Here is a 26,796-nt window from a genome sequence, read left to right on the forward strand (position 1 = left end):
CCCTTAATTCAAATTAATACTTTTTAACAGCGATTCATTAGCCTTTTCCAAAGAAAAAGACTCCTGTCTTTCCGATCCTAAATTTCTTACTGACACAGTTTTACTTGTAACTTCATTTTTGCCTACAATCCACAATATAGGAACCTTGTTTGAACTATGCAAACGTATCTTATAACTAATTTTTTCATTGGTCAAATCAGTCTTGACTCTCACACCTTGTTCTTTTAAAATATTGCTAATTTCTGTGGCGTAACCGTCAGCTTCATTTGTAATGGTCAGAATAGCAAGTTGCGTTGGAGCAAGCCAAACTGGAAGTTTTCCTGCATAATTTTCTATTAAAATTCCAATAAAACGCTCAAAAGTTCCAAGAATTGCCCTATGTAACATGACAGGGTGATGCTTGTGTCCATCTGCCCCTATATAAAAAGCTCCCAGACGTTCTGGTAAAATGAAATCAACTTGCAATGTTCCACATTGCCAGCTTCTGCCTATTGCATCTTTCAAAACAAACTCTAGCTTTGGACCATAAAATGCACCTTCACCAGGGCTCAGTTCATAACTCAAGCCCGCTTCTTTAACGGCTTCAAGCAGCGCTTTTTCAGCTCTATCCCACACTTCATCATTACCTGCTCTAATATCTGGACGGTCTGAAAATTTCACAGAAATTTCATTAAATCCAAGCTCTGAATATACTTCTTTTAAAAGGTCACAAAACTTTATAGTTTCAGAATTCACTTGTTCTTCCATACAAAAAATGTGTGCATCGTCTTGCGTAAAACCACGCACTCGCATCAGTCCGTGCAATGAGCCTGAGCTTTCATTTCTATGGCATGTGCCAAACTCTGCCATACGTATTGGTAAATCACGGTAGCTCCTGGTGTGAGAATTAAAAATCTGCACATGACAAGGACAATTCATGGGTTTTATTGCTAACTTTTTATTCTCAGATTCGTCAACAATAAACATATTTTCACGAAACTTATCCCAATGTCCAGATCTTTCCCACAGCTCTTTACTTACTAAAATAGGAGTTTTTACCTCAAAATAGCCATTATTTATTAGCTTCTTTCTGATGTAAGACTCAAGAACATTATATAGAATATATCCTTGTTCATGCCAAAAAACCTGCCCAACAGCTTCCTCTTGGATGTGAAATAAATCCATATCCTTGGCAATTTTGCGGTGATCACGTTTTTCTGCTTCTTTGAGGCACTCAAGATAAGCGTTTAATTCATCCTTATTTCTCCATGCTGTGCCATATATTCGCTGCAACATTGGGCCCTTTGCATCACCTCGCCAGTATGCACCCGCTACTTTCATAAGTTTAAACGCTTTAACTCTACCGGTTGATGGTGAGTGCGGACCACGGCATAGGTCAACAAAATCACCTTGCCTATAAACAGTTAGGTTTTCACCCTCTGGTATGGATGAGATAATATCAACCTTATATTTTTCGCCTATATCACTAAAGAAATCAATTGCCTGCTTGCGAGTCCAAACTTCTCGAACAAATCTGTGGTTACTTTTTACAATCTCTTTCATTTTCTTTTCTATTGCGGTAAGATCGTCCGTAGTGAAGGTACGACCTGTAGCAAAATCATAGTAAAAACCGTCCTGAATTGTTGGGCCGATAGTAATCTGAGTATTAGGAAATAGCTCTTTCACTGCCTGTGCCATTATGTGAGCAGCATCATGCCTTATTATATCTAAACCCGCTTCGTCACTCAGTTGTATCACCTCTATCTCTGCATCAGCTTCAATTTCACGTGAGAGATCATGCAACTCACCATTTACCTTAAAGGCAATTGCTTCTTTCAAAACATCCGGTTGTAATATATCAAAGCCAGTAACTTTACCACTGTATTCTTTTACTTTTTGTTCGGCTGAAAAAGTAATCCTAATCATTTATCGACCCTTTTGTCTAACCCTCTCTTTGTCATCCCAGTGCGTGACACTGGGATCCATCTTATTTTTATAATGGAAATTAGTTTAACGTATGCTCCTAAAATCTGTTGTCCATTGCACAATTTGCAAATATTTTTATACCTGGATCCCAGTGTCAAGCACTGGGATGACACCTTTGTGTTTGAGGCAAAACAGGCTATAACATTTAACATACTGCCCTCGCAAACAAATGTTCGTACAGTTGTGTATCAGCTACTTGGATGACACCACCCCTAGTGGGCACTGCCCTTAAATCATAATGGATAACAGGGTTATAAGCTCTGAACATTAATAATAAGGTCTATTCTTTTTTAACCTGAGTGCAATTGCGTCTTCCCAAATTTCACCATTACGCAATAACTTTTCTTTATTGTACATTAGCTCCTCTCTCGTTTCAGTAGCAAATTCAAAGTTAGGACCCTCCACAATTGCATCAACTGGACATGCCTCTTGGCAAAGCCCGCAGTATATGCATTTTGTCATGTCAATATCATAGCGTGTGGTGCGACGACTACCGTCTTCTCTTTCCTCTGCTTCAATAACTATTGCTTGAGCAGGGCAGATAACTTCGCATAATTTACAAGCTATGCACCGTTCTTCACCGTTTGGATACCTACGCAACGCATGCTCACCACGAAACCTTGGACTTAAAGGGCCCTTCTCCATAGGATATCTTAACGTAACCTTTGGTTTGAACATATATTTCAATGTAATAGCAAACCCTTTGATTAACTCTGCAAAAGACCAATACCAAGCTAATTTCTTGAGCATAAAATATTTAAAACTTGTGTCAGTCATTATAAATCATATTATCAGTTTTCAAAATAAATATTTTCACCTGGGTGACTTTTACAGCTTTTCTATATAATACATTCACTAGTATGATAGTACTGCATTAATATAAACTAGCAAGATAGATAAAAATTTTGAATATTTTCAAATTAGGTATTTTGGTTTCTTAAGTGTAATATTGCTAAGTAGTTTATATAAATAATGACAAACACAAATGAAACTATTTTCGCTTTATCGACCGTATTTGGTAAGTCAGGAGTTGCAGTAATTAGAATTTCAGGCAACTATGCGCTTAAAGCTTTAAATCATTTTCATATTAAGAAAGAAATTAAACCAAGATTTGCTACTTTAGTTGATCTATATGATGATTCCAGTCAATTGATAGATAATGGAATAATCATCTATTTCCCTGCTCCAAACAGTTTCACTGGCGAGGACGTTATAGAGTTACAAGTGCATGGAAGCAAGGCAGTTATAAAAATCATCTTGGAGGAATTATCAAAAGTTTTCGTTATGGCCAAGCCTGGAGAATTCTCACTTAGGGCTTTTCTAAATGGTAAATTTGACTTAACGCAAATAGAAGGGATTGCAGACTTAATTGATGCTGAGACGAAAATGCAAGCTAAACAAGCGATTAAGCAGATATCAGGAGAATTGGAGAGACTATACAGCAATTGGAGGCAAAGATTGATAACGATACAATCCAAAATCGAAGCATATATAGACTTTCCAGAGGACATTTGGGCAGAAAAAAGTGAGTTGGAAAAAATTAATAATGAAGTGCAATCTCTCGTGCGATTGATACAAGAGCATTTAAATGATAATAGACGGGGCGAAAGGTTGCGTGAGGGTTTACATATTGTAATAACTGGTGAACCAAATGTCGGTAAATCAACTCTGTTTAATTTCTTAGCCAAGCGTGATATTGCTATTGTTTCTGAATATGCAGGCACAACAAGAGATATACTTGAAGCTCATATTGACATTGGCGGATACCCAATCATTCTCTCTGATACTGCTGGAATTCGTGAGAGTTCAGATCCAATAGAATCAGAAGGTATAAGTCGAGCGAAAAAGAGGTCTTTTGAAGCTGATTTAAGAATAGAACTATTTCCTTTTGAACAGCGTCATAATATCAATTGCAACGTTGTAAATAGCGATACTATTTATGTATTGAGCAAAGCTGACGATGTTATCAATAATCACAATATAAAAATTAATGGCATAGATTTTCTACCTATTTCTATTTTAAAGGGAATAGGTACAAACAAATTGATCTCTCTCATAAAAGAGAAGGCAGAGGAAAAATTTGGGCATGATAGAGACACTCCTGTAATCACTCGGCAAAGACATAGGAATCACATGCAGAAAGCACTGGAACATTTACAACGTTTTAATATCGATAATCCAATTGAGTTGATATCTGAAGATTTGAGGCTTGCTGCATTTGAACTTGGTGCAGTGATTGGGATTATTAATGTTGAGGAAATATTGGATAGTATATTTAGCAACTTTTGCGTGGGCAAGTAAAGCTTTTATAGATTGCTTAAAATCAAATGTTGTGATAGAAAAGAAATGGACGGATGGCCGAGCGGTTTAAGGCACCAGTCTTGAAAACTGACGTACGTGATGAGCGTACCATGGGTTCGAATCCCATTCCGTCCGCACAGCATCTCGCTATGCTAGCTGATTTTTAGAGCTTATTTGGACTATGTGGTTCATAACGCTGGAAATCTTGTCTAATCTAGCCACATCTTTTAAAAATACATCCCTTTGTAAATTGACCTTGTTAGCAAAGAAAGCTAATATCTATAAATAGATCACCATCTGAATATGAAAACCGATATAGTAATAATAGGTGCAGGACCTGTTGGAATATTCACTGCTTTTCAAGCGGGAATGCTTGATATGAAATGTCATATAATAGATGTTTTGGATCAAGCAGGAGGACAATGCACAGCTCTTTACCCAGAAAAGCCAATATATGATATACCTGGTTATCCTGTAATTACTGCCCAAAAATTAATTGAGCAGCTAATGGAGCAAGCTTCGCCATTTAAGCCTATTTACCATTTAAGTCAAAAAGTAGAAAAGATTTCAAATAACGAAGGTGAAAGCTTTACTGTCATAACGAACATAGGTACAGAGGTAAAATGCAAAGCCGTTATTGTTGCTGCAGGTAACGGAATGTTTGAACCTAACCGCCCACCCTTGAATGGTATATTAGAATATGAAAATAAATCTGTATTTTACAGTGTAAATAAAATTTCTGATTTTCAGGATAAAACTATAGTCATTGCAGGGGGGGGTGATTCTGCGGCTGATTGGACTGTAGAACTTTCTAAAGTTGCAAAGAAAATTTATGTGATACATAGAAGAAAGGAATTTCGCTGCACTCCTGAAACTAGAAATAAATTAGAATCACTTGAAATTGATGGAAAAATAGAACTGGTAGTGCCATATCAATTACACGAACTAGCAGGAAGTAATGGGCAGTTGAGCGCAGTGATAGTAAAAAACATTGCCTCTAAGGAAGAAAAAGAAATATCCGCTGATTTTTTGCTGCCATTTTTTGGATTGTCAATGAATCTTGGTCCAATAAACAATTGGGGTATACAGTTAGAACATAGCCGCATAGTTGTCGACCCAGCTACACTTAAAACCAGTAGAGATAGGATATATGCAATCGGAGATATAGCTATTTATTCAGGCAAACTAAAATTAATACTAAATGGTTTTGCTGAGAGCGCCATGGCTTGTTATGACATATACAAAGTAATCCACAACTCTCCAGTCAATTTTCAATATTCAACCTCAAAGGGAATTCACGGGAAAGAAAAACTTGTTCGGTAGAAGCTGTAGCTTTACTCCTCTCGTTTGAGTTTTATTACTACAACTCCCCCTAAAGAACCGTGCTTGCAGATTTCCCGCACACGGCTCATCAATATTAGTTTTCACAGTCGTCCCTCTTATGCATATAAAGAAAAATGTATTTTTGGCTTTGGTAATGGATTTACTTCTACGTAGTGTACAAACTGTTCCCAGGTCATACTCTTTTTCTGACTACGCCGATTTATCCATTTAAATGCTAGCTTTCTTACTGATGTGTAAAATTGTTTCAAACACCAATAATTTCCGCTAATACCAAAGTAGTTATAGTGTCCTGTTAATTTAGCCTTCAGTACTTGCCACCAATCTTTAAGTCGAATACTTCCGCGGACTATTTTCAACCACTCCTTGATTTCTTTTAGTTTTCTGGCTAGATTTAACTTAGAGGTTTTATGTCCCATCATTAATCTACCACGACGACTTTTTGCACCATAGTGCGTAAACCCCAGAAAATTGAATTTCCGTCCTTCGTTTCTCTCTTATCGCTCGTTGCCACTCCCTCTTGCCAAACTTTACTACTCTGGTCTTGTTTTCAGATACTTCCAACCCAAATTTATTTAGCCTTTGTTTCAGTAATTCCAGAAATTCTTCCGCGTCTACCTTACTTTCGCAACAAACCACAAAATCATCGCAAAACCTTATTACTTGTATATATCCTCTGGATCTTGGTTTAAATTTCTTTTCTATCCATAAATCCAACACATAATGTAAGTATATATTTGCTAATACAGGACTTACTATACCGCCTTGTGGTGTACCTTGTTTTGTTGCTTCATAATTTCCAGCTTCGACTATCCCTGCCTTGAGAAACCGCTTTACTAACCACAGCAAATTTGGGTCAGTTATTCGTTCCCTTAGACACCTCATTAGCCATTTATGCTGTATATTATCGTAGAACTTCTTGATATCCACTTCTACAATGTAGTTTATTGGCTTGTACATAACTGCTTTATCTAGTGCATTTACCGCTTGATGACAGTTTCTTCCTGGTCGAAATCCATATGAGCTGTCCAGAAAGTTTGCCTCGTAAATATTTTCTAATATCTTCTTCAGCATAATCTGTACTAATTTATCCTCGGTCGATGGTATTCCGAGTCCGCGTTTCTCTTTACTTCCAGCTTTCGGTATATATACCCTCTTTACTGGTTGTGGTTGATATTGCTTCCTCTTCATACTTTCTACTAGCACTTCGAGTTTCTCATTCAGATTTTCTCCGTATGATTCCACTGTTATCTGGTCTACTCCACAAGCCTTGTTACGCTTCAGTTCTTTATAACATCTCGCAAGATTCTCTGTATTTATCAGATGGACTAACGATGTGAATTTTAGTCGCTTATCTTGCTTTGCTCTTACTGCTATCTGGTTTAGTTTATATCGCATGTTATTCCTACCTCCGTTGTATTGGCATAGCAATCCCTATTCCAGTTACTATATTGCTGATCGCTTCCCCTTGTACGTGGCTTTCCCACATTCTGAGTACTATCAATCAGTCCGACTTCCCCTGCATCTTCCGCTAGTTCTTGCCTTTGTTGACTTGTTCCAACGTACCTTAATAGGAATGCATGGGATCTCCCAAGTTCACTTGAAGTCCATTTCAATACATGGCACGGTCTCAGATCCCGATAGAGTGAGTGATAACTTGCCTTTACGTTATCCTTCATGCTGTCTTCCATGGCCATGAACATGTCGACCTCTATGTCTTCAGGTATTTCGGGACTCCACTCCTTCACTTCCGTTGTGCCCTGCATTGTCCATCCCACTAGCTCTATTACACTCGTTACCTCATGCAACATAGTGGTCTGTTCCAAACTGTTGGCTAGACTTTGTTTGTGTTGGATTTTCACCAACTGTTCTCCAAGCACTTCTTGGCGCACCTTGGCGCACCTTGGCGCACCTTGACAAACCTCGCCAGCTCCCTTATCATGAAACTGAAGCTATTGTATTTGCTTTCGCCAATCTGCAGATTAAAAGGTAAGGATTACTTAATGTATCGGCGTCTTATGTTCAATTTTTTGCAGTATATAGATACTGTATGTCTTTACAAAACTTCATCTACATCTAGATTTTTATCTAAATAAGCTGAACGCGCTTACAAAGCGTTACAAGACATCAAAAAATGCCAATACTCGACAGAGATAGTAAAAGACTAGCTAACTCGGGGATTCTTTGTCTTTTTTTCTGCTTAGTAAATTTCTTAAACGTTTGCAGCGTAGGTTAGTTGCAATTAAAAGCAGCTGAATTTCGCTTGTCAAGCGTTTAAAACATAAAAAACGCCAATATTTTAAAGCGGATAATAACCCCAGGGCTTCTTTTGCCTTTTTTTTCATTTGGTAAATTTCTTAAATATTTGTGGCTAAAAGAGCCCAAGAGAGGTGTCATTCCAGCACTTGATGCTGGAATCCAAAAAAAGGATGATGTCATCCCAGTGCTTGACACTGGGATCTAGTTTTCCATATAATCTCATCGAAAATGTTGTAACCACTTTCTGTGCTAGTTTGCTTGCTTACAAGCAAACTTTCCTGGATCCCAGTGGGCTTTGTTGCATCGCTAGCTATGATGGATTAAAGATAAAAAAGATAGGGAATATCAGTAGCTTATTATTCTGGTATTTATAACAAGAACGGTCAATGAATACCTAAATTTGAGTAAAAGAAATTTCACTACCATTTACCAATCCGGCTAAAATTCAAGAATTTCAATGCTTTAGCTATTTTCAATAGAATTAAATTTATTAATATAAATAACAAATTACTATTCTTAAATTTGATCAGATTGATTGCAAAAAAACAAGATTTTCAATAGGTTGCTTATAATCCTAACTATAGTTAGCCTTTCATAAGTAGCGATGCAACAAAGCCATCCCAGTGTCAAGCACTGGGATGACAGGGGAGTTGGATGACACCATTTTTTTCCTGGATCCAAGTAGTCAGGGCACTGAGATGACACCCTCTTGGATGAAAACCAGTATCAGCTACTTTCATGACACCATTCTTTTTTCTGGATCCAAGTAGTCAGGGCACTGGGATGACAGGAGAAAGAGGCACTGGAATGACAAAGAGGGTACTTGGATGACAGGAGGTAATGCAGGAAGTCTAATAGTGCAGCAACACGGAACCCCAGGTCAGGCCTGCACCTATTGAAATCAGCAGTACCAGATTTCCTGATTTTATTTTTGATTCTTGTATTGCATAGTCTAAGGCCAGTGGAATTGATGCCGCTGAGGTGTTTGCATGCTTATCAACGGTATTAATCACTTTCTCTATAGGAAAATCTAATTTCTTTACTACTGCTTCAATAATACGAATGTTTGCTTGATGGGGAATTAACCAGTCAATATCAGTGATTTTCAAATTATTGCATTTCAGAGTTTCCTCTACTGAGGCTGTTAACTTATCCACTGCATGTTTAAACACTTCTCTTCCATTCATGCATATTTTTCCAGAATCACCAGTTGAGGATATCCCTCCGTTCGTACATAGTATGTCCACATTGCCATCAGAATATAGGCTAGTTGAAATTATACCTTTTGTAACCCCCTTCTCTGCCACCCAAGTATCAGCATCATTTGTTGGAATGACGTTAAAATGACATGCTGATTTCATTATTACTGCACCAGCACCATCACCAAAGAGTACACAAGTTGACCTATTTTCCCAATCAACAATCCTAGACATTATTTCAGCACCTATAACCAATGCATATTTAATTCTATTGTTAGATTTTATGAGCGAATCAGCAACTGTAACTGCATATATAAAACCAGAGCATGCTGCTTGTACATCAAAAGCAAATGCGTTTTTACATTTTAACTTACTTTGTACAATTGTTGCACAGCTAGGAAAAGTTTTATCAGGCGTTGTTGTGGCAACTATGATTAAATCAATTTCATCTACTGAAATTTTAGCTTTTTCTATAGCACTTTTTGCTGCATTTACAGCTAGATCTGACGTTAGTTCTCCTTCATCTGCTATATGCCTTTGAACTATTCCTGTTCTCTGCCTTATCCATTCATCGCTCGTCTCAACTATCGATGCAATTTCGTTGTTACTCAACATTTTTCTTGGTAGGTAAGATCCAGTGCTTAATATGAAACTTTTATTCAATATGACTTACCCCGTTAATTATCTTTTGATTTAAATTTTCACTAATTGCATTTACTGCAAATTTTATGGCATGGGCAAAAGAAATAGCATCAGAATTTCCATGACTTTTAATGATGATACCATTCAGCCCTAAAAACATAGCTCCACTTCTAATTTTGGGATTAAAACGCGTTAAAGCTTTATTTAGTTTGGATTTTAACAATATACCAACAAGCATTTTCGCTATCCACGAATTGAATACTTCCTGCTTTATTAGATTGATAAAGGTACTAGCGGTTGCCTCAGCCGTTTTGAGCATTACATTGCCAACAAAACCATCAGCAACAATCACATCTATATTACCCTCTAAAAATTCACTTGCCTCTATATACCCTTTGAAATTAATGCCTGGAGCGTTTTTAAGCAACTCAAAAGCGCCGCGCACTGAGTCATTACCTTTAACTTCTTCTGTGCCGATATTTAGCAAAGCAACTTCAGGATTGTCAATTTTTAATGCTATTTTTGCAAATATACTACCCATTAACGCAAATTGAAATAATGAGTCGGCATTACAATCAACATTTGCACCAAGGTCAAGCAAAGCGAAGCTTTTTGTCTTAGTTGGACAGATAGAGGCAATAGCAGGACGATAAATGTTTGGTAATGTTCCTAAAATAAATCTGGAAATTGCCATCAATGCTCCGGTGTTGCCTGAAGACACCACTCCGAAAGCTTTACCTTTTTTTACTGCCTCAATGGCAGCTTTCATACTTGAGTCTTTACGATGCCTCAGTGCAAAAGATGGCTTATCATTTGCAAGAACATTGTCAGAACAATGAGTAAACTCAGAATTGTTACTTACTTTTTTGTATTTTGAAAGCAAAGGAGATACTTCTTCCTTATCTCCATAAATATGAAAAAAAACTTTAATGCCTGGGTCAACAAGGTTGTCTAAAAAAAAACCAGCACCATGAATTACGGAAAGAGGCGCAAAATCGCCCCCCATAGCGTCAAGTGCAATAACTATATTATTATTGACCGTAGGTAACATATCATAATAGTCACTCCGCCTGTTGCTTGATGAAAACCCGTTTTCCTTTGTAACTGCCATCAACTGCTACGTTATGAGGCAACATGAATTCCCCAGTTGTTGAACATACCACAACATTCTTAGGCTCAATAGCATGATGAGAACGATGCATATTACGCCTTGACTTTGACTTTTTTCTTTTTGGAACTGCCAAAACTTCCTCCATTCTACTACAAAATTCAATTCATTAGTAACATGTTTTTTACAGGAAGTAAACAGGGATAGTAAAATAAGTAAGGTTTGCTTATGTAATTGAGTTCTATAGCTAAAGTGGCTCTACAATTTGAAAAACCGTCATTCTGCTACTCGTTAGCGGAATCTATACCGCGAATGAATCCATAGCTGTACGAACATTCATTTTTGAAGGTAAATTGCACAACAGATGATGTCATTCCAGTCTGGAATCCAGAAATTTTGCTTATAACTGAGCTGATGAGCTAAAGGTAGTTGTCTTATGCTAAAACAAACGTTTTTAATTAAGTTGCATAGAAGCTGGATCCCAGTGTCTGGGCACTGGCCCACTGGTGGGAATTGCTCCCAAACTACAACGTTCGTACAGTTGTGGATACCGTGGCGGTATGACGTAGGAAAACCTTTCTTGGGTTAGCTATATGAGCTTTAAATTAAAACATCAAGTATGTTGAACTTAAAACATATCTCAGCTATACTTTGCGATAAAGTTAATAAAAATTTTAATAAAATCAGTAAGACTAACCTCTAGCTAAAATGAATACAAAGTGAGCTTTTTTGATATAAATAGTGTTAGAATAATTGGTAGGTACTTTATCAATTTTTTGTTAAGGCTTGGTAGTGCATTCATATTTTTTATTCAATCTCTATACCACTGCCTTGTGCCACCATATTATTTTAGCAACATAGCAAGACAAATTATAGAGATAGGCTTTTTCTCTCTGCCAATTGTTGGGCTCACTGGAGTTTTTATAGGAGCGGCAATAGTTTTACAAAGTAGCTTGAGTGACCCATTAATTAACCAAGAACAAATAATACCCAAACTTGTTACGATCACTATCATTAAAGAGTTAGGACCAGTTTTGATCATCTTAATAATGGTAGGAAAGGTTGGATCATCAGTTGCAGCAGAAATTGGTACGATGCGCATCACCGAGCAAATAGATGCCCTTACAACTTTGAACATCAACCCTTTCAAATATTTAATTGCACCAAGGATTTTAGCGTCAATCATAGTATTTCCCATACTTACAGTATGTGCAGATTTAATAGGAATATTTGGAGGATGTATCACTGCAGTCTTCGAATTTAACCACAATTTAAATATATACATTAAACACACAGCTCAGTTCTTTAATACGTATGATTTTATAACTGGGCTAATAAAAGCAACTGCATTTGGCGCCATAATTTCTGTCTCAAGCTGCTATTACGGTTACCATTGCAAAGAAGGTGCACAAGGAGTAGGTGTTGCTACAACATCAACTGTTGTTTTATCGTCCATACTGATCATTTTAGCAAACTACATGATTACTTTGATACATGCGTAACCCCATAATATCAATATTGAACTTAAGCTTATCTTTTGATGATAGGACAGTACTAAAAGATCTAAATTTTGATATATTAAAAGGGGAATCATTAGTCATACTTGGTGGCTCAGGAAGCGGCAAATCTGTATTAACAAAAACAATTATCGGCTTGCTTGCTCCAGACTCAGGGTCTGTTAAAATAAATAGTAAAAGCAAAAATAAATTTGGGGTTTTATTTCAAAATTCCGCTTTATTTGACTACGTTACAGTGTGGGAAAATATATCTTTTAATTATAAAAAGCGCTTTAATATCAGCAAAAAAGAGGCAAAACAGCTAGCAATCGAGAAGTTAAATGATGTTGGACTGGAGGAAAGCATAGCAGATATGTTTCCAATAGAGCTATCAGGTGGAATGAAAAAAAGAGTGGCACTTGCAAGGGCGATTGCACACAATCCAGAAATCATTATTTTGGATGAACCAACTTCAGGATTGGACCCAATTATGTCAGATATAGTAAACGAGATAATAATAAAATTATCTAGAGATCTTAACCCTACAATTATCACGATTACACATGATATTCATAGCGCATTTAAAATAGCTGATAAAATAGCAGTATTATATGAAGGGGAGATCATTTCCCATGGAACTGTTCAGGAAATACAAAATACTAATAACGAATATATAAAAAAATTCATTCATTATATATAGCTAAAGATATATACACTATTGCTAACAGTCATATTTTTAAGTTTTAACTTTGTAAAAGGTAGTGAACATTGGAATTCAGATTTTTTTCAAACTGGATCCTATATAAGATAACAGAATTGTTTGTATTAGCTATATTCAAAAGCTCTATTGATATTTTGCAATATTTGTGATAAAATAATAGCTTAAGGTTGAGAGTAAAAATTTATGAGTGAAGCTCAAGGTCCAAACATTGCAGAATGGCAAGCGCAGCAGCAACACCAAGAGGCTGCTGGTGAGAAAAGTGGTTTTGGTCTTGGTCATAGTGACTCTGTTTCAACAGTTGTCGATGGAATGAAATGGTTGTTCAACTTTCATGAAGGAGCAATTGCTGCTTATAGTAACGTGTTTGAAGGTTTGGTGAGTGGCAGTAGTCTAGTAACATTGTTTGGAAAGTCAGGTAATATGTTTGGCATAAAATTTCTTGAAGGCCTTGCAGAATATTTTTCAGGTGGAGGTGGGGAAGATATGCCATCAGAAGGAATGGATATGGCTCATGGTGATGAGGGACCTCACTCAGATGATTACCCTCATGCCAATAATGAAATGGCTCATAATGCTGATGGTTTGCAAGACATGCATGATGCAGGTGATCACCATGGTCAATCTTTTTCACCTGGTCCTTCACCATCTGTTGGTGATGACCACGGGCATGAACTTGGTTAAACGCTTAAAAACTGCTGAATAGTATGCGAGAAGGCCTAATAAGAAAAGTTGCTGTTGTTATAATTAACATGAGTTTGTCTTAGTGAAAAAGGTTTCAGTTTTAGGGTCAACAGGAAGTGTTGGAAAAAAGACTGTAGATTTGCTCTCAAAGAGAAAAGAAGAATACCAAGTGGAAGCACTAAGTGCCCATTCGAACTTTGCTCTACTGGCACACCAAGCAAAACTGCTAAATGCAAAATATGTTGCTATCTCCGATGAAAGGCTTTACAAAGATTTGAAAGAAAGTTTACTTGGTACAGATGTAAAAATAGCAATTGGTGCTACAAATATTGCTACCATACCTGTTGATCTCTCAGTTGTTGCAATAGTTGGCATTGCAGGCCTTGAGCCAGTTATGGAGGTTATAGAAAGCGGTACCAAAGTCATTGCATTAGCAAATAAAGAAAGCATTGTTTGCGGTGGAAAGTTATTACTTAAAAAAGCTAAAGAAAAAAACGTACAAATAATCTCTATTGACTCTGAGCACAACGCAATTTTTCAAATTTTGCAAAATGACGACAAATGCATAGAAAAGATCATACTTACTGCTTCTGGTGGACCATTCTTAAATTATAGTTCTGAGCAATTAAGAAATGTCATGGTAGATCAGGCGCTTAGTCACCCCACTTGGAATATGGGAAAGAAAATCTCGGTTGATAGCGCAACAATGATGAATAAGGCACTAGAGATAATAGAAGCACATAACTTGTTTAACATCAGCCCGGATAAAATTGAAGCAATAGTGCATCCTGAGTCAATAGTACATGGAATTGTAACTTATAAGGATGGGTTCAACTTTGCTGTGCTTGCAGAGACTGACATGGCAATTCCCATTTCATATGCTTTGTCTTGGCCGGAAAGATCAGCTTTAAATCGTAAATTAGATTTAACAAAGCAAGGAAAATTGACCTTTCAAGAACCAGACCATAAGCGTTTTCCTGCGCTAAAGCTTAGCATGGCAGTGTTAAACTCTTCTGCTCCACAAACAAACAGTATTGTGCTCAATGCTGCAAATGAAATAGCTGTTAATGAATTTTTGAAGTCACGAATCGGCTTTTTAAAAATAGTAGAGGTAGTGGAATCAACAATGGAAAGTTTTGGTAGTTATACTGATATTAATTCACTATCTGATATAATAAATATTGATTATGAAAGTCGTATTATTGCTAATAAAGTTGTTGAAAGTAAAGTTGTTGCGTATAGCTAGAGTAATGTAACCAGACTGTATTCTGTGATTTTTTTTTAGCAAAGCACGATGCACAATCGTCATTCCGCTACTAGTTAGCGGAATCTATGCCGAGATACCGCGAATGAATCGCGGTATGACGGTTCGCGGTGGTATGACGGTTAAGTAATTCGTCATCCCGCTGCTTGTTAGCGGGATCTAGAGATACCGCGGCGGTATGACGGTTCGCGGCGGTTATGACGTGTTATCTATAGCTATCTTCAAAAATATGGTTGAATAATTGTTAATAATAGTGTATAATTATTAATATTTTTAAGCACTTTGGCTATGGCTTTATCTAAGTTTCTCGACCCTAAGCTGGATTTAACCTTTAAAAGAATCTTTGGCACTGAAAAAAATAAGAATATTCTCATACATTTTTTGAATGATATTTTAGGATTTACCGAGATAAATACTATACAAGAAGTGGAATTCCTCAGTACTATAATGGATCCTGAAATTGCATCTGATAAGCAAAGTATAGTTGATGTTCTTTGCAGGGACTCTAGTGGGGCCAGGTATGTGATTGAAATGCAGCTCACTCGCGATAAAGGCTTCGAAAAACGAGCTCAACTATATGCTGCTAAGGCTTACTCAAGGCAAGCTGATAAATCTGGTAAGTACATTGATTTAAAGAAGGTTTTCTTTATTGCTATCTCTAATTGTAATTTATTTCCTGATAAGCTTGATTATATATCCAGCCACACTATAAGAGATGAGAAAACCAATGAACATGACTTAAAAGATTTTCAATTTGTATTTATTGAACTACCTAAATTTCCTAAGAATAAGGAAGAACAGCTAGAAAGCATAGTGGATCGTTGGTTATTTTTCTTCAAATATGCAGATGAAACTACGGAAGAAGACTTAAGGAAAATAGCAGAAAAAGCACCAATAATAAAGTTAGCCTACGATGAATTAGACAGGTTTAGCTGGAATGAAAAAGATTTAGTAGCTTACGAAGAAAGAATAATGGATCTACGCAAAGAAGAAGCCATTCTTGAATACAGACTTGACCTTGCTACTGAAAAAGGCATCCAAATTGGCGAAGAAAGAGGCATCAAAATTGGTAAAGAGGAAGGGAAAATTGAAGGGAAAATTGAAGTCGCAAAAGCAATGCTGGCTAATAATGTTGATGTCAACACTATTGTCAAGTTTACTGGCCTTTCTATTAGTGAGATTGAAGAATTAAGTGTGAACGGTACAGAGTAATTTCAAAGTGCATTTGCAATTGGACTGGCTGAATGGATACATTTAATGGGAGTCCCATTTCACGGTGTTCAAATCTACTCCTTCTTGTACCATCTCCCAAAGTGGGCTCATTTCTCTCAGTCGGCCAACATTTTTAGCAACAAGGTCTGCTGCGTACAAAACTTCTTCTTTGGTTGTAAATCGGCCTAGGCCAAATCTAATTGATGAATGCTCAAGGTCATGGCCATTATTTAACGACCGTATGACATAGGAAGGCTCAAGAGACGCAGATGTGCACGCAGAACCAGAACTTACTGCTAAATCCTTGATTGCCATGATGAGAGACTCACCCTCAACATAGGGAAAGCTCAAGTTTAGGTTGCCAGGAATCCTATTTTCATAGTCACCATTTAAAACAACATCAGGAAATGCTTCTTTTATCTTATTGTACAAAATATCTCTCAGTCCTTCCAATTTGCTTGCTTCTGGTTCCATTTCTTCTTTAGCAATACGTGCTGCTTCACCAAAACCGACTGCAAGGGGAGTTGGAACTGTTCCAGAACGCATACCTCTTTCTTGTCCACCACCACTGATCAATGGTGTCAATCTAACACGAGAGCCCTTTTTACGAACGTATAATGCGCCTATTCCCATAGGTCCATAAATTTTGTGGCTAGAGAGACTCATAAGATCAATGCGCATCTCATTAACATCAATTGGAACTTTTCCAAAGCTTTGAGCTGCATCTGTGTGGAAAAATATATTATACTTTCTACATATTGCACCAATTTCTTTGACAGGCTGAATTATTCCGATTTCATTATTTACCATCATCACTGAAACCAGGATTGTTTGATCAGTAATTGCTTCCTCAAGCTTTGATAAATCTATAATTCCGTTTTGCTTAACAGGCAAATATGTAACTTTAAAGCCTTCATTTTCCAGATGCCGACAAGAATCCAAAACACACTTATGCTCCGTGCAGACAGTGATTATATGATTTCCTTTATTTTTATAAAAGTGAGCAACGCCCTTGATTGCTGTATTATTTGACTCAGTTGCACCTGAGGTAAAGATAATTTCTTTGCTATCTGCGTTCACCAGATCAGCGATGTGTTTCCTTGCTTTTTCCACTGCTTCTTCAGCAGTCCAACCAAATGAATGGCTGCGAGAGTGTGCATTGCTGAACTCACCAAAGTAAGGTATCATCACCTCTAAAACACGGGGATCCACTTTAGTAGTAGATTGATAATCAAGAAATATTGGTAATTTTATTTTAGCATCATGTATTTTTTTACTTTCAACATTCATAAAGCTACCACAGAGACAAAATTTACAACCATTTAATAGCACTAAAACTTAATTTTTTCAAGATATAATCTTGCATCAAGTACAAAAGTGTCATCCAAGTAGCTGACACATAACTGTACGAACATTTATTTGCGAAAGCAGTGTGTTAAATGTTATAGCCAGTTTTGCCTCAAACACAAAGGCAGTGCCCAGACACTGGGATGACACCCTATTGGTGGCAATTGCTTCCAAATCATAATGTTTGTACAGCTGTGCGCCGTGCGCTGGAATCCGTTTTAGCCCTTATCTATATCTCAGTTCCACCAACAGTTATTGCGTCGACTTTGAGTGTCGGCTGACCAACTCCAACGGGCACATTTTGTCCATCTTTCGAGCATGTGCCAACACCAGGATCTAACTTTAAGTCATTACCAACCATAGATACTTTTTTCAACACTGTTGGACCGTCACCAATTAGTGTTGCTCCTTTTACTGGCTGTGTAATTTTGCCATTTTCTATTAGGTAAGCTTCCGAAGATGAAAAAACAAATTTTCCTGACGTTATATCAACCTGCCCACCACCGAAATTTACTGCATATAGACCTTTCTTTACGCTAGATATTATTTCCTTCGGTGTATACTTTCCGGGCAACATATAGGTGTTTGTCATGCGCGGCATAATAACTTCTTTATAACTTTCTCTTCTACCATTACCAGTTGGGCTTACACCCATGAGTTTAGCGTTCATATGATCCTGCATGTATCCTTTTATGATCCCATCCTCTATCAATATATTATAACTGGGTGGAGTGCCTTCATCGTCTACGCTGATAGAGCCGCGCAAATTGGGCAGAGTTCCGTCATCAACTACTGTGATGTCACTAGCTGCTACTCGTTTACCCACAGAATTTGAAAATGCTGAGACTTTTTTGCGATTGAAGTCGCCCTCAAGTCCATGACCCACGGCTTCGTGTAACAATATTCCTGGCCAGCCTGGACCTAAAACGACTGTCATTTCTCCGGCTGGAGTTGGAATTGCTTCAAGATTTACCAGTGCTTGTTCTAACGCTTGGTTTGCAACTTCTTTCCACTTTTTCTCAGAAATAAACTTACTATAAGAGTCCCTTCCACCATGCCCTGCAGAACCTCTTTCGGTACGGCCATCTTTTTCTACAATGACTAGCACATTAAAACGTACCAGAGGCCTGATATCGCTTAATCTGTGATCACCCTTTATTATTTGTACAACTTGCCATTCTCCACTTAGAGTTATTTTTACTTGCTTCACGCAGTTATTTTTGGACTTTACATACTCATTAACCTCATTGAGTAGCTTAATCTTTGAATTCAGATCCATTTCATTTATAGGGTTAATCCTCGAATATAGGCTTTTTGTCTCTTCGTTTAAATTTATTGAATTTGTCTTGTTTAAAGACACTGAGCTTTTTACCATAGAAGCAGCATTACTAATTTCTTTTTCGCTGATCTCAGAAGAACAAACGAAAGATGTACTATCTTCACAAAAAGACCTTAAACCAAATCCCCTTCTAGTATTCAAGTCCATGTGTTTTAATATGTTATCCTCAAAAACCAGGGACTCCGACTGGCAAAATTCTAGAAACAGCTCACCACTATCGCTATTGCTCAAAGCGTTATTGACTATTTTATATACGTTATTAATATTAACATTGTTTTGAGCAAAAAATATTTGATCTAGATTTGGCATTACCTTTGAACTAAAAATTGTTTAAGTATATTATTTAACTTTAACATAGTAAACTATAAAAAGCCCGGGTGGCGGAATTGGTAGACGCGCTAGCTTCAGGTGCTAGTAACTTTTTAAGTTGTGGAAGTTCAAGTCTTCTCTCGGGCACTCTTAGCTTCCATATTGCTTATTGAATTAATTAATGTTATAATATAACATATTAGGTAATATTTATGCTATGTATGGTGAAAAAGATAAGTTAGCCTACAGAAAGAAGGTACGAACTTACTCGAAACGCTTAGTTACTACACTATCTACTATCTCTTTCATTGGATACATAGCGGCATTGGTCTTGAATATTCCTGTCTTAAGTCTGTATTTTAGTATTGCCGGCACTATATTCAGTGCACTTTCGTTTGCTTTAAATATATGGTCACTAAATGATCATTCCCGACAACAGAATCTTAATAAGAAATCTGGCATAAAAAACACTCCAGGACAAAAAAAGTTAACAAAGATCTATCTTGATATAGCATCCAGTGCTTCATTTCTAATAGGAGGTATTGCATCTATGTCGCTTTTTGAGTCTTCTGTTATTTATTTTGTTTCTACGCCTTTTTTTATTCTAGGCTGTGTTATTATGGCAGCTAATATCGTTCAAACTATGATTAGTGAACCACAGACAAAAAACGTCCTTGAGAATCTCTCTTCAAATACTGCAAGAGTACAAGCTTAAGTATTAACTTATTTAACTTATACAGGAATATTAGCTATATAATTCCACTGAAGGAAGCCATTCAAAAGAGTTCGATGTAATTAGCGTCAAAAAAGTGTAAGCAGAAATTGTGGGCTTATTGGGGTAGGAGCGCTTAGTACTCCTACTTCCACATCAATTACTTGAATAATTGCTCAAGCTATCAAAATAAAAGTTTTTATTCAGTAATTTGTGTATAAAGGGTACTATTTTACTGGTAGTAAAATAAATCAGAATGAAGTCTATTTTATTAACGAGGCCTTTATTGGATTCGTTCAATACAAGAAATATATTGAGAAAGTATGGATACAAAGTTTATATAGAACCAGTATTCACAATAAAGTACTTAAATCCTGATATATCTGCACACGAATTTGACGTTGTAATATCCACAAGTAAAAACAGTGTAAAGGCTTTTAGTCAAATATGCAAAGTGGATGACTTTCCGATTATTACAGTTGGTAATTCAACCATGCAGGCTGCAAAAAATTTGGGATTTTCTGATATAATCTCAGCAGACAGCAACGTTGATGGTCTGATATCATTCATAAAAGCTCATTATTCAAACGCAATAAAGTTCTTGTATATAAGAGGACAAGAAGTATCATGTGACCTAAAAAAGAGATTATCTGAAGAAGATTTTAACGTAAGAGAAGTTGTACTCTATAAAACAATTATAAAAAGGAATCTAACTAATAGGTGTAAAAATTTACTATTGGATGGTAAAATTGATAGTGTTGCTTTTTTTTCCTCACAGACAGCAAGGATATTTTGTTCATTAGTTCTAAAAAGTGGGTTATCTCATGTGATGAATAATGCAGTTGCATATACCATGAGTAAAAACATTGCTGATAGTTTAAAGTTAATCAAATGGAAAAAAATTATAACATCGAGGTTGCCTACTGGGGAGAGTTTAATTGATATAATTAATAAGGATTGTTGATGCTAAAGATTGCAACTTGGAATGTAAACTCCATACGTAAAAGAGTTAACCAACTTTGTAGTTTTATAGTTGATAGTCAGATAGATATAATTTTGCTGCAAGAGATAAAATGTATGGAAGAGCAATTTCCTTATGCAGAGATAGAGAAGCTGGAATATGAATGTGCTGTCTATGGACAAGTTGCAAGAAATGGCGTTTGTGTTTTATCTAAATATCCGATACTGGAGAAGTTTAAGATTGATATCGTAGAAGGTTATCAAGAAGCGCGTTATATAGAGTGCATAATAAAGCACAATAATCAGAAGGTAAGGGTGGGAAGTGTATACGTTCCAAACGGTCAAAGCCCGGACTCTCAAGCATTTGAATATAAACTCAAGTTTTTTGATAATCTATATGAAAGGATGAGCACTTTGTTAAAGAATGAAGAGTTAACTATTATAGCTGGCGATTATAATGTTGCACCGGATGAAATTGATGTCTTTGATTCAAACTTATTGAATGGCCAAGTGTGCTTTCATATAAGAGAACGTGAGAAGTTAAGAGCGATCTTGAATCTTGGGTTTAAAGATGCGTTTAGAATATCTCACCCAAATTTGCAACAATTCACTTGGTGGCATTATCAAGGCAATTCACTCAGAAATAATCAAGGAATGCGAATAGATTATATGCTGTTATCACCACAAGCTGTAGATAAATTGGAAACATGCTACATAGATGATAGATTGCGTAAGCTAGAAAATCCGTCTGACCATACTCCTGTTGTATGTGCTATAGAATAATAGCAGATCTCTTACACAATTCACTTTTAGCAAACCTGAGTAGTCTTACCTTTGCTGCTCTGTGGTTTTTCCCTTCGTTTGTTTTCCTTTCCTGTCCAAGATTGATCGCGCTGCTCACTTTTTTCGTTTCCTACCTGGGAAATTTGCTCAGAAACAGGCTGTTGTTCACTCTTTTCTTTTCCTTGGGAAATTTGTTCAGAAACAGAGGTGCCTATCTCAACTTCTGTAACTGGGGTTTTTAAAATATCATCAATGCCCTCGAGAATTTTTCCATTCAGTTTTGCTCTCTTTTCTGTATCATCTTTATCTTGTGAGCTAGGGTCATACAAAGTACCTTTTTTGTTATTTGAAAAAAGAACCTCCACTCCTCCTTTTATGGCAAATATTGTGCCGATAGCAGTAAGAACTACTCCGAGTGTAGTAGGACCAAAAATTAACATTGGAATAGTGGAAAGAAGGACAGGAAAAAAGATCTTGCTTAAGAACGTTGTTACCATCTCTTCATCACTGAGTGGTGGTTCATCCTCTTCTTTCTTGTCTTTACCTAAGAATGGTATTTTTTCTTTCATCCCATCCATAAAGGAGCCAGAAATATTTTTCGGGTCTATTTTGATCCCTCCAATTAGCAGCAGCAGCATTTCCAATACAAACTTTATGGATGAATCTTTAGCTTCTGTACCGCGTATATCAGCTACACAGTCATCTACTACTTCTTTTATTTTACCATTCTTGAGATTCTCCTCATTAGCTAATTTTTTCTCTCTAATTTTCTCAAATACGGAAAGTAAAAACTGAGAAAAATTCTCTTCACTGAGTGGTTCTACATCTTCTAGCTTGACATTATTGAATATAATTTGATTCTGACTTAGCATGAAAGCGAGTACTGCCTCGTCATCTTCCTTTAATTCTTTAGGTTGTACTTTGTTTTTTAGCAATTGTATAAAGGCATCATGGATTACCTGATGTTCCTCTTTTTCAAAAATTTTCTCATCTTCGTTAGTTACCTGAGTAGGTAACTTTGGAGGTTTTGAACTTTTTACTTGTGGGCCTGTCATGGCTGACCTATTTGCATTTGCTATGTTCTATTCTAACATATTTTTCGTATTAGTTCAAATGATTTATACTCCTAGAATTCACGATGTTTAAGTCATAATTAAGGGAATTTAGACCCCAGTTGTCGCCAACTTTTATTTCTACTTCAAGTGGTACAGAAATTTCTATTGCATTTTCCATTATATCTTTCATAAGTTTTGCTGTTTCTTGTACCTTTTCGTCTTCTACTTCAACCAGTAGTTCATCGTGAACCTGGAGGATTATTTTACCTACTTTTAATTGGTCAAAAAGCTGAATCGTCGCACGTTTTATTATATCAGCGGCGGTGCCTTGCAGTGGTGCGTTTATTGCTGCCCTTTCTGCAAATTGTCTTATATAAGGAATTGTATTGTTTATGTCTCTTACAAAGCATCTCCTGCCAAACAAAGTTTCTACATAACCATGCAATCTTGCGATAGACACTGCTTTTTCCATATAGGCCTTTATTTCTGGGTAACAGGAAAAATAGTAATTAATGTATTCAGCAGCTTCCGCAATGGTAATTCCAAGCCGCTTTGCAAGACCAAATGGGCTAATGCCATATATAATTCCAAAATTGATGGATTTTGCTTTGCGTCTTAATTGCTCATCTATTTCTTGCACTCCAAAAACTTGCCTAGCGGTGATCTCATGAATATCTTGTCCGTTTGCAAAAGCTTCTTTAAATGCTGCAACGTTTGCAACGTGTGCCAGGAGTCTTAACTCTATTTGTGAATAGTCAGCAGAAATTATCTTATGCCCTTTTGGCGCAATAAATGCTTGTCTGATGAGATTTCCCTCTTCGCTTCTGATAGGAATATTCTGTAAATTAGGATTGCTGGAGCTCAGCCTTCCAGTTGCAGTTGCAGTCGTTGAAAAGCTTGTGTGTATTCTACCATCAATGGAATCAACTTGCTTTATTAGCGCATCAGTGTAGGTGCCTTTTAATTTACTTAAATGTCGCCAATTTAGAATTTTACTTGCGATTTCTACCCCTTCTTCTTCGAGTGCCTCTAGAACTTCATAATTGGTGCTATACGATCCAGATTTTTTTGACTTTTTCTTTTTATTAAGCCCCATTTTGTTGAATAAAACATCACTTAATTGTTTTGGCGAAGCAATATTAAATCTTTCTCCTGCCAAATTATATATCTCATCTTCAAGCACGGCAATTACCTGCTGAAATTTATCGGACAGCTCCTGTAATTTTTGTATGTTCAGTAATATCCCATTTTTCTCCATATCAAATATTACTTTCATAAGTGGCTTATCGAAGCGCTCGTAAATTGTGAGCAATTTTTCCTGAAATAACCTTTGCTTTAGCTTTTCATGAATTGCTATTAAAGTTTTTGCCGAGAAAATTTCTGCATTTTCACTCAAATTATGCGCAACTATGTTTGGAATACTGTGATCATGCTTTCCTGTATCCAAGCTATACGACATTATCATCAAATCATCAACTGAATCTAGCATCTTCTCTACTGTAGGGAAGATTTTCCTGATCTCTTTAATGTTATGTATTATTTTAAGCACTCCATTTGAGAGCAAAGTTAAATTAATTATAATGAGTGCATCTTGTATGCTGTCTTGCTCTATATAAAAAATATTACTTTCGCTATAAGATAAGGAAATTTTATTTAATAAGTTGTCTTCAAAGTGGCAATGAATTGCAATTCTGCCTTCATATCTACAATGCTCCAAAAATTTCTCTAACTCTTCACTACTATATTCTATTTTCTCTTTTGTGCTAGACCCATTATAGGAAAAAAGCTTTTCCACTTTCCCTATTAAGGAATTGAATTCATACTTCTTTAAAAAGGATAATAGTTTTTCCATATTTGGAGAATGGACTTCATATTTTGCAATATCATGTTGAAGGTCTACTTTTTCGCATAGTGATAAAAGTTCTCTTGAAATTAGAGCTTTTTCCTTATGTTCGGTGAGAATATTACGAATCCTCGTTTGCTCGATATTATCAATGTTCTCTATAATATTATTCAATGAATCAAATTCATCCAGTAATTTAGCTGCAGTCTTCGGACCTATTCCCGGAACGCCTGGAATGTTGTCAGATGCATCACCAGTTAGAGAAAATAAATCAAGAAGCTTGTGTGAGTTTACACCAAATTTTTCTATTACTTGTTTTTCATCTATATATATATTTTTAATGGGGTCGAATATTAAAATATTGTGGTTCAAGAGTTGAAATAAATCTTTATCTGATGAAACGACTACCACTTTAAAGTCTTGGTGGTTGGCGTATTTTGCAGCTAGTGTTGCAATTATATCATCTGCTTCATAACCTTCAATCTCTTCATAGCTGAGGTTAAAAGCTTCTACCGCTTCCCTCAGTATGGTGAACTGTGGAGTTAGATCCTCAGGAGGCGTTACTCTGTTTGCTTTGTATTCAGAATATAAATTGTGCCTAAAATTCTTTTTCCCTGCATCAAGTGCTATAGTTAAGTAGTCCGAATGGGCAATGTACTTAAGAACCATATTCAGAAAGCCATATACACCACCTATTGGCATTCCTGTTGTGGTAATTAAGTGAGGTAGTACATAGTAAGCTCTGAAAAGAAAACCATAGCCATCGATGATTGTGAAAGTTTTTTCTTTCATTGTAGATATTTATGCGTGCTTTTGATGGTCCACTATTTAGCTGAGAAAATCAAGTTTTTGTTTTTCTGCTTTTGAGCGTTGTAAGAGATTTTACCGAAAATAGCATTCATGATGGGGATGTACACATATGTAATATCAAAACCTAGTAGAAGAAATTTGACCTTACCCAGAAAAAGTGGAGAGAAAGTTTGGAATGTTTTTCACAAAGAGAATGATGAATCAAATTGTTCTGGAATGCAATAGTTAATAGTGACGTTGTTTGTTATAAAAAATTTCTATGTATTCAAATATTGCAGTTCTAGTTTGTTGAGCAGAGTGTTGTGAAGTATCAATAAGTATTTCTCTTTTCAATGAGCTAAAGAAGCTTTCTGCAACAGAATTGTCGTAACAACAGCCTTTATTACTCATCTATATTCTTTACAGCTAAGAGATATTGATACCCTTGCGCAGTATATTGTGAACCTTGGTCACTGTGCAGCAGTAGATTTTTAACAGGTTTACGCCTATTAATGGCCATCTATTAATGGCCATTAATAAAGAGTTCATAACCAATTGTTTATTTATTGCACTACTCATTAACTACCATACGTGAGAATTATTGCTGCCAAATATAGCCATCCCTCCTTGGTTTTGATGTAAGTAATCCCATACTTTATTTGGTTGATCAACAATAAAGTTTTGGTCTAATATATTGGGAGCTACAGCTCTATTATCTGTTTGTTGTTTTTTAATTTTAAACTTTCTTCTCAGTATAGCCCTGATGTCATTTTTCTGCATAATACTTTGCACCGTTTTCAAATTGCAACTTTTACCCAAAGCCTTCAATTCAGCATGAATTTTAGGAGCTCCATATCTACATTTAGAAGCTTGATATATTTTTTGAATATCTGCTAATAACTCTTTATTTGCTGATTCTCTACTGCTTATTTTTCTTGTGGTCCACTTATAGTAGCCACTAGCAGAAAATCCTACATAATTCCTGTACTTTATAGCAGTTACTATATAAAAAAATATTTTACTCTTTTTGACTGGCCAGGGCTTTTTTTTAAATGTCTCTTTCCCTTGTTACTCTTGCTTTGTAAATCAAACCTCTCTTTGTCGTAAGGAGCCATGTTACCTCTACCTGGAAATGCATTTGCCGCTGACTTTTTTTCGTTATATTTCTTCATCCATTTTCCTAATACACTATCCCTTATTCCTAGATCTCTTGCTACTTTTGCAACTGGTTGACCTACCTTTCTTTGTTCATTTGCCAGCTTAACAGCTTCCAATTTGAATTCTGCTGTATATTCTCTTACCATTTCTAATCCTCCAAAATTTTATTTTACCCAAAAAAACTCTTTTCTTTCTCTCCACTTTTTCTGGGTAAGGTCACTATTTCTTAAGTAATTTACACTTCAGAGTTTATCTGCTTTAAAGTTTACTCTATTCTGTTTCAGCATTTGTCATAAATCCTTAATTATTTCT

Annotated in this window: 31 protein-coding genes and 2 tRNA genes; 13 read left to right on the plus strand and 20 right to left on the minus strand. The window is 36.3% G+C overall.

Annotated features, from left to right (window positions below; genetic code table 11):
• Nucleotides 1-3 precede the first annotated feature (3 nt).
• The 3 genes from thrS to nuoI form a co-directional block, all read right to left on the minus strand.
• Entirely contained in the window at nucleotides 4-1,905 is a 1,902-nt protein-coding gene (gene thrS, locus AAGD84_RS07275; protein WP_265038279.1) for a threonine--tRNA ligase, read from the minus strand.
• Entirely contained in the window at nucleotides 1,902-2,117 is a 216-nt protein-coding gene (locus tag AAGD84_RS07280) for a hypothetical protein (protein WP_155969049.1), read from the minus strand. The genes thrS and AAGD84_RS07280 overlap by 4 nt, the downstream gene beginning before the upstream one ends.
• Before the next feature lie 115 nt (nucleotides 2,118-2,232).
• A complete protein-coding gene (gene nuoI / locus AAGD84_RS07285) occupies nucleotides 2,233-2,715 on the minus strand; it encodes an NADH-quinone oxidoreductase subunit NuoI (protein WP_041573606.1) in 483 nt (160 codons plus the stop codon).
• Nucleotides 2,716-2,937: 222 nt separating this feature from the next.
• Here nuoI and mnmE point away from each other — a divergent pair, with 222 nt between their 5' ends.
• From mnmE to AAGD84_RS07300, 3 genes are all read left to right on the plus strand, one after another.
• Complete coding sequence (mnmE, locus tag AAGD84_RS07290) at nucleotides 2,938-4,266, plus strand: tRNA uridine-5-carboxymethylaminomethyl(34) synthesis GTPase MnmE (protein WP_264723162.1); 1,329 nt, start codon at nucleotides 2,938-2,940, stop codon at nucleotides 4,264-4,266.
• A 47-nt stretch (nucleotides 4,267-4,313) separates the two neighbouring features.
• A tRNA-Ser gene (locus AAGD84_RS07295) sits at nucleotides 4,314-4,401 on the plus strand.
• A 168-nt stretch (nucleotides 4,402-4,569) separates the two neighbouring features.
• Nucleotides 4,570-5,589, plus strand: a complete 1,020-nt coding sequence (locus AAGD84_RS07300; RefSeq protein WP_264723163.1) for an NAD(P)/FAD-dependent oxidoreductase — start codon at nucleotides 4,570-4,572, stop codon at nucleotides 5,587-5,589.
• On the opposite strand, the gene AAGD84_RS07305 is transcribed toward AAGD84_RS07300, so the two are convergent.
• From AAGD84_RS07305 to AAGD84_RS07325, 5 genes are all read right to left on the minus strand, one after another.
• Nucleotides 5,551-5,694, minus strand: a complete 144-nt coding sequence (locus AAGD84_RS07305; protein ID WP_264723164.1) for a hypothetical protein — start codon at nucleotides 5,692-5,694, stop codon at nucleotides 5,551-5,553. The genes AAGD84_RS07300 and AAGD84_RS07305 overlap by 39 nt on opposite strands.
• An 11-nt stretch (nucleotides 5,695-5,705) precedes the next feature.
• Nucleotides 5,706-6,029, minus strand: coding sequence for a hypothetical protein (locus AAGD84_RS07310; protein ID WP_264329539.1), 324 nt, complete (start codon nucleotides 6,027-6,029; stop codon nucleotides 5,706-5,708).
• 4 nt (nucleotides 6,030-6,033) lie between these two features.
• Entirely contained in the window at nucleotides 6,034-7,005 is a 972-nt protein-coding gene (gene ltrA, locus AAGD84_RS07315) for a group II intron reverse transcriptase/maturase (protein ID WP_341818007.1), read from the minus strand.
• Complete coding sequence (locus AAGD84_RS07320) at nucleotides 6,990-7,499, minus strand: hypothetical protein (protein WP_341817816.1); 510 nt, start codon at nucleotides 7,497-7,499, stop codon at nucleotides 6,990-6,992. Before AAGD84_RS07320 ends, ltrA begins: the two co-directional genes overlap by 16 nt.
• A gap of 276 nt (nucleotides 7,500-7,775) precedes the next feature.
• The gene (locus AAGD84_RS07325; protein WP_155968420.1) at nucleotides 7,776-7,952 is read right to left on the minus strand and encodes a hypothetical protein; all 177 of its coding nucleotides are present in this window, start codon (nucleotides 7,950-7,952) and stop codon (nucleotides 7,776-7,778) included.
• A 63-nt stretch (nucleotides 7,953-8,015) separates the two neighbouring features.
• Between AAGD84_RS07325 and AAGD84_RS07330 the strand changes: the two genes are divergently transcribed.
• On the plus strand, nucleotides 8,016-8,240 hold the full coding sequence (locus tag AAGD84_RS07330) for a hypothetical protein (protein WP_341818176.1): 225 nt from the start codon (nucleotides 8,016-8,018) through the stop codon (nucleotides 8,238-8,240).
• A gap of 142 nt (nucleotides 8,241-8,382) precedes the next feature.
• Here the strand turns inward: AAGD84_RS07330 and AAGD84_RS07335 are convergent, their stop codons facing one another.
• The 4 genes from AAGD84_RS07335 to rpmF all read right to left on the minus strand — a co-directional run bounded on the left by AAGD84_RS07335 (nucleotide 8,383) and on the right by rpmF (nucleotide 10,951).
• Entirely contained in the window at nucleotides 8,383-8,547 is a 165-nt protein-coding gene (locus AAGD84_RS07335; protein WP_341818008.1) for a hypothetical protein, read from the minus strand.
• A 170-nt stretch (nucleotides 8,548-8,717) separates the two neighbouring features.
• A complete protein-coding gene (locus tag AAGD84_RS07340) occupies nucleotides 8,718-9,728 on the minus strand; it encodes a beta-ketoacyl-ACP synthase III (RefSeq protein WP_182321005.1) in 1,011 nt (336 codons plus the stop codon).
• A complete protein-coding gene (plsX, locus tag AAGD84_RS07345; RefSeq protein WP_151807807.1) occupies nucleotides 9,721-10,758 on the minus strand; it encodes a phosphate acyltransferase PlsX in 1,038 nt (345 codons plus the stop codon). The genes AAGD84_RS07340 and plsX overlap by 8 nt, the downstream gene beginning before the upstream one ends.
• Nucleotides 10,759-10,768: 10 nt before the next feature.
• The gene (gene rpmF, locus AAGD84_RS07350; protein WP_010962967.1) at nucleotides 10,769-10,951 is read right to left on the minus strand and encodes a 50S ribosomal protein L32; all 183 of its coding nucleotides are present in this window, start codon (nucleotides 10,949-10,951) and stop codon (nucleotides 10,769-10,771) included.
• A 583-nt stretch (nucleotides 10,952-11,534) separates the two neighbouring features.
• Here rpmF and AAGD84_RS07355 point away from each other — a divergent pair.
• The 5 genes from AAGD84_RS07355 (at nucleotide 11,535) to AAGD84_RS07375 (ending at nucleotide 16,189) form a co-directional block, all read left to right on the plus strand.
• On the plus strand, nucleotides 11,535-12,317 hold the full coding sequence (locus AAGD84_RS07355) for an ABC transporter permease (RefSeq protein ID WP_341818009.1): 783 nt from the start codon (nucleotides 11,535-11,537) through the stop codon (nucleotides 12,315-12,317).
• On the plus strand, nucleotides 12,310-13,011 hold the full coding sequence (locus AAGD84_RS07360; protein ID WP_006279859.1) for an ABC transporter ATP-binding protein: 702 nt from the start codon (nucleotides 12,310-12,312) through the stop codon (nucleotides 13,009-13,011). The genes AAGD84_RS07355 and AAGD84_RS07360 overlap by 8 nt, the downstream gene beginning before the upstream one ends.
• A 204-nt stretch (nucleotides 13,012-13,215) precedes the next feature.
• Complete coding sequence (locus tag AAGD84_RS07365) at nucleotides 13,216-13,713, plus strand: hypothetical protein (RefSeq protein ID WP_182367341.1); 498 nt, start codon at nucleotides 13,216-13,218, stop codon at nucleotides 13,711-13,713.
• Between the two features lie 82 nt (nucleotides 13,714-13,795).
• Nucleotides 13,796-14,959: a 1-deoxy-D-xylulose-5-phosphate reductoisomerase gene (dxr, locus tag AAGD84_RS07370; RefSeq protein WP_264723175.1), complete on the plus strand. Its 1,164-nt coding sequence runs from the start codon at nucleotides 13,796-13,798 to the stop codon at nucleotides 14,957-14,959.
• Between the two features lie 306 nt (nucleotides 14,960-15,265).
• Nucleotides 15,266-16,189 carry an Rpn family recombination-promoting nuclease/putative transposase gene (locus tag AAGD84_RS07375; RefSeq protein ID WP_264723481.1) on the plus strand — a complete coding sequence of 308 codons (924 nt, stop codon included), beginning with the start codon at nucleotides 15,266-15,268 and terminating at the stop codon, nucleotides 16,187-16,189.
• A gap of 42 nt (nucleotides 16,190-16,231) precedes the next feature.
• On the opposite strand, the gene AAGD84_RS07380 is transcribed toward AAGD84_RS07375, so the two are convergent.
• The 3 genes from AAGD84_RS07380 to tldD all read right to left on the minus strand — a co-directional run bounded on the left by AAGD84_RS07380 (nucleotide 16,232) and on the right by tldD (nucleotide 19,184).
• Nucleotides 16,232-17,479: an IscS subfamily cysteine desulfurase gene (locus AAGD84_RS07380; RefSeq protein WP_265038375.1), complete on the minus strand. Its 1,248-nt coding sequence runs from the start codon at nucleotides 17,477-17,479 to the stop codon at nucleotides 16,232-16,234.
• A gap of 90 nt (nucleotides 17,480-17,569) precedes the next feature.
• A complete protein-coding gene (locus tag AAGD84_RS07385; RefSeq protein WP_153296798.1) occupies nucleotides 17,570-17,710 on the minus strand; it encodes a hypothetical protein in 141 nt (46 codons plus the stop codon).
• A gap of 55 nt (nucleotides 17,711-17,765) precedes the next feature.
• Nucleotides 17,766-19,184 carry a metalloprotease TldD gene (gene tldD / locus AAGD84_RS07390; protein WP_264723173.1) on the minus strand — a complete coding sequence of 473 codons (1,419 nt, stop codon included), beginning with the start codon at nucleotides 19,182-19,184 and terminating at the stop codon, nucleotides 17,766-17,768.
• Nucleotides 19,185-19,246: 62 nt separating this feature from the next.
• Here tldD and AAGD84_RS07395 point away from each other — a divergent pair.
• From AAGD84_RS07395 to AAGD84_RS07410, 4 genes are all read left to right on the plus strand, one after another.
• Nucleotides 19,247-19,331, plus strand: a tRNA-Leu gene (locus tag AAGD84_RS07395).
• Between the two features lie 70 nt (nucleotides 19,332-19,401).
• The gene (locus AAGD84_RS07400; RefSeq protein ID WP_010962975.1) at nucleotides 19,402-19,899 is read left to right on the plus strand and encodes a hypothetical protein; all 498 of its coding nucleotides are present in this window, start codon (nucleotides 19,402-19,404) and stop codon (nucleotides 19,897-19,899) included.
• 253 nt (nucleotides 19,900-20,152) lie between these two features.
• A complete protein-coding gene (locus AAGD84_RS07405) occupies nucleotides 20,153-20,860 on the plus strand; it encodes a uroporphyrinogen-III synthase (RefSeq protein ID WP_264723172.1) in 708 nt (235 codons plus the stop codon).
• Nucleotides 20,860-21,639, plus strand: coding sequence for an exodeoxyribonuclease III (locus AAGD84_RS07410; protein ID WP_341818010.1), 780 nt, complete (start codon nucleotides 20,860-20,862; stop codon nucleotides 21,637-21,639). Before AAGD84_RS07405 ends, AAGD84_RS07410 begins: the two co-directional genes overlap by 1 nt.
• A gap of 26 nt (nucleotides 21,640-21,665) precedes the next feature.
• Here AAGD84_RS07410 and AAGD84_RS07415 read toward each other — a convergent pair whose 3' ends face one another.
• From AAGD84_RS07415 to AAGD84_RS07430, 5 genes are all read right to left on the minus strand, one after another.
• Nucleotides 21,666-22,694, minus strand: coding sequence for a hypothetical protein (locus AAGD84_RS07415; protein ID WP_341818011.1), 1,029 nt, complete (start codon nucleotides 22,692-22,694; stop codon nucleotides 21,666-21,668).
• Nucleotides 22,695-22,743: 49 nt separating this feature from the next.
• Nucleotides 22,744-25,329 carry a DNA polymerase I gene (gene polA, locus AAGD84_RS07420; RefSeq protein ID WP_265038379.1) on the minus strand — a complete coding sequence of 862 codons (2,586 nt, stop codon included), beginning with the start codon at nucleotides 25,327-25,329 and terminating at the stop codon, nucleotides 22,744-22,746.
• 243 nt (nucleotides 25,330-25,572) lie between these two features.
• On the minus strand, nucleotides 25,573-25,737 hold the full coding sequence (locus tag AAGD84_RS07575) for an IS3 family transposase (RefSeq protein WP_010082072.1): 165 nt from the start codon (nucleotides 25,735-25,737) through the stop codon (nucleotides 25,573-25,575).
• A gap of 171 nt (nucleotides 25,738-25,908) precedes the next feature.
• Entirely contained in the window at nucleotides 25,909-26,343 is a 435-nt protein-coding gene (locus tag AAGD84_RS07425) for an IS3 family transposase (RefSeq protein WP_151808064.1), read from the minus strand.
• Nucleotides 26,328-26,630 carry a transposase gene (locus AAGD84_RS07430; RefSeq protein WP_151807816.1) on the minus strand — a complete coding sequence of 101 codons (303 nt, stop codon included), beginning with the start codon at nucleotides 26,628-26,630 and terminating at the stop codon, nucleotides 26,328-26,330. Before AAGD84_RS07430 ends, AAGD84_RS07425 begins: the two co-directional genes overlap by 16 nt.
• Nucleotides 26,631-26,796: the final 166 nt, after the last annotated feature.

The sequence above is a fragment of the Wolbachia endosymbiont (group A) of Andrena fulva genome (assembly GCF_964026815.1).
Classification (GTDB): domain Bacteria; phylum Pseudomonadota; class Alphaproteobacteria; order Rickettsiales; family Anaplasmataceae; genus Wolbachia; species Wolbachia pipientis.

Bases quoted from the DNA above. Each gene is read 5' to 3' on its own strand.
- thrS (WP_265038279.1), bottom strand. From the start codon at position 1,905: ATGATTAGGATTACTTTTTCAGCCGAACAAAAAGTAAAAGAATACAGT.
- AAGD84_RS07280 (WP_155969049.1), bottom strand. From the start codon at position 2,117: ATGTTAAATGTTATAGCCTGTTTTGCCTCAAACACAAAGGTGTCATCC.
- nuoI (WP_041573606.1), bottom strand. From the start codon at position 2,715: ATGCTCAAGAAATTAGCTTGGTATTGGTCTTTTGCAGAGTTAATCAAA.
- mnmE (WP_264723162.1), top strand. From the start codon at position 2,938: ATGACAAACACAAATGAAACTATTTTCGCTTTATCGACCGTATTTGGT.
- AAGD84_RS07300 (WP_264723163.1), top strand. From the start codon at position 4,570: ATGAAAACCGATATAGTAATAATAGGTGCAGGACCTGTTGGAATATTC.
- AAGD84_RS07310 (WP_264329539.1), bottom strand. From the start codon at position 6,029: ATGATGGGACATAAAACCTCTAAGTTAAATCTAGCCAGAAAACTAAAA.
- ltrA (WP_341818007.1), bottom strand. From the start codon at position 7,005: ATGCGATATAAACTAAACCAGATAGCAGTAAGAGCAAAGCAAGATAAG.
- AAGD84_RS07325 (WP_155968420.1), bottom strand. From the start codon at position 7,952: ATGAAAAAAAAGGCAAAAGAAGCCCTGGGGTTATTATCCGCTTTAAAA.
- AAGD84_RS07330 (WP_341818176.1), top strand. From the start codon at position 8,016: ATGCTGGAATCCAAAAAAAGGATGATGTCATCCCAGTGCTTGACACTG.
- plsX (WP_151807807.1), bottom strand. From the start codon at position 10,758: ATGTTACCTACGGTCAATAATAATATAGTTATTGCACTTGACGCTATG.
- AAGD84_RS07360 (WP_006279859.1), top strand. From the start codon at position 12,310: ATGCGTAACCCCATAATATCAATATTGAACTTAAGCTTATCTTTTGAT.
- AAGD84_RS07365 (WP_182367341.1), top strand. From the start codon at position 13,216: ATGAGTGAAGCTCAAGGTCCAAACATTGCAGAATGGCAAGCGCAGCAG.
- AAGD84_RS07375 (WP_264723481.1), top strand. From the start codon at position 15,266: ATGGCTTTATCTAAGTTTCTCGACCCTAAGCTGGATTTAACCTTTAAA.
- AAGD84_RS07380 (WP_265038375.1), bottom strand. From the start codon at position 17,479: ATGAATGTTGAAAGTAAAAAAATACATGATGCTAAAATAAAATTACCA.
- tldD (WP_264723173.1), bottom strand. From the start codon at position 19,184: ATGCCAAATCTAGATCAAATATTTTTTGCTCAAAACAATGTTAATATT.
- AAGD84_RS07400 (WP_010962975.1), top strand. From the start codon at position 19,402: ATGTATGGTGAAAAAGATAAGTTAGCCTACAGAAAGAAGGTACGAACT.
- AAGD84_RS07405 (WP_264723172.1), top strand. From the start codon at position 20,153: ATGAAGTCTATTTTATTAACGAGGCCTTTATTGGATTCGTTCAATACA.
- AAGD84_RS07410 (WP_341818010.1), top strand. From the start codon at position 20,860: ATGCTAAAGATTGCAACTTGGAATGTAAACTCCATACGTAAAAGAGTT.
- AAGD84_RS07415 (WP_341818011.1), bottom strand. From the start codon at position 22,694: ATGACAGGCCCACAAGTAAAAAGTTCAAAACCTCCAAAGTTACCTACT.
- polA (WP_265038379.1), bottom strand. From the start codon at position 25,329: ATGAAAGAAAAAACTTTCACAATCATCGATGGCTATGGTTTTCTTTTC.
- AAGD84_RS07575 (WP_010082072.1), bottom strand. From the start codon at position 25,737: ATGAGTAATAAAGGCTGTTGTTACGACAATTCTGTTGCAGAAAGCTTC.
- AAGD84_RS07430 (WP_151807816.1), bottom strand. From the start codon at position 26,630: ATGGTAAGAGAATATACAGCAGAATTCAAATTGGAAGCTGTTAAGCTG.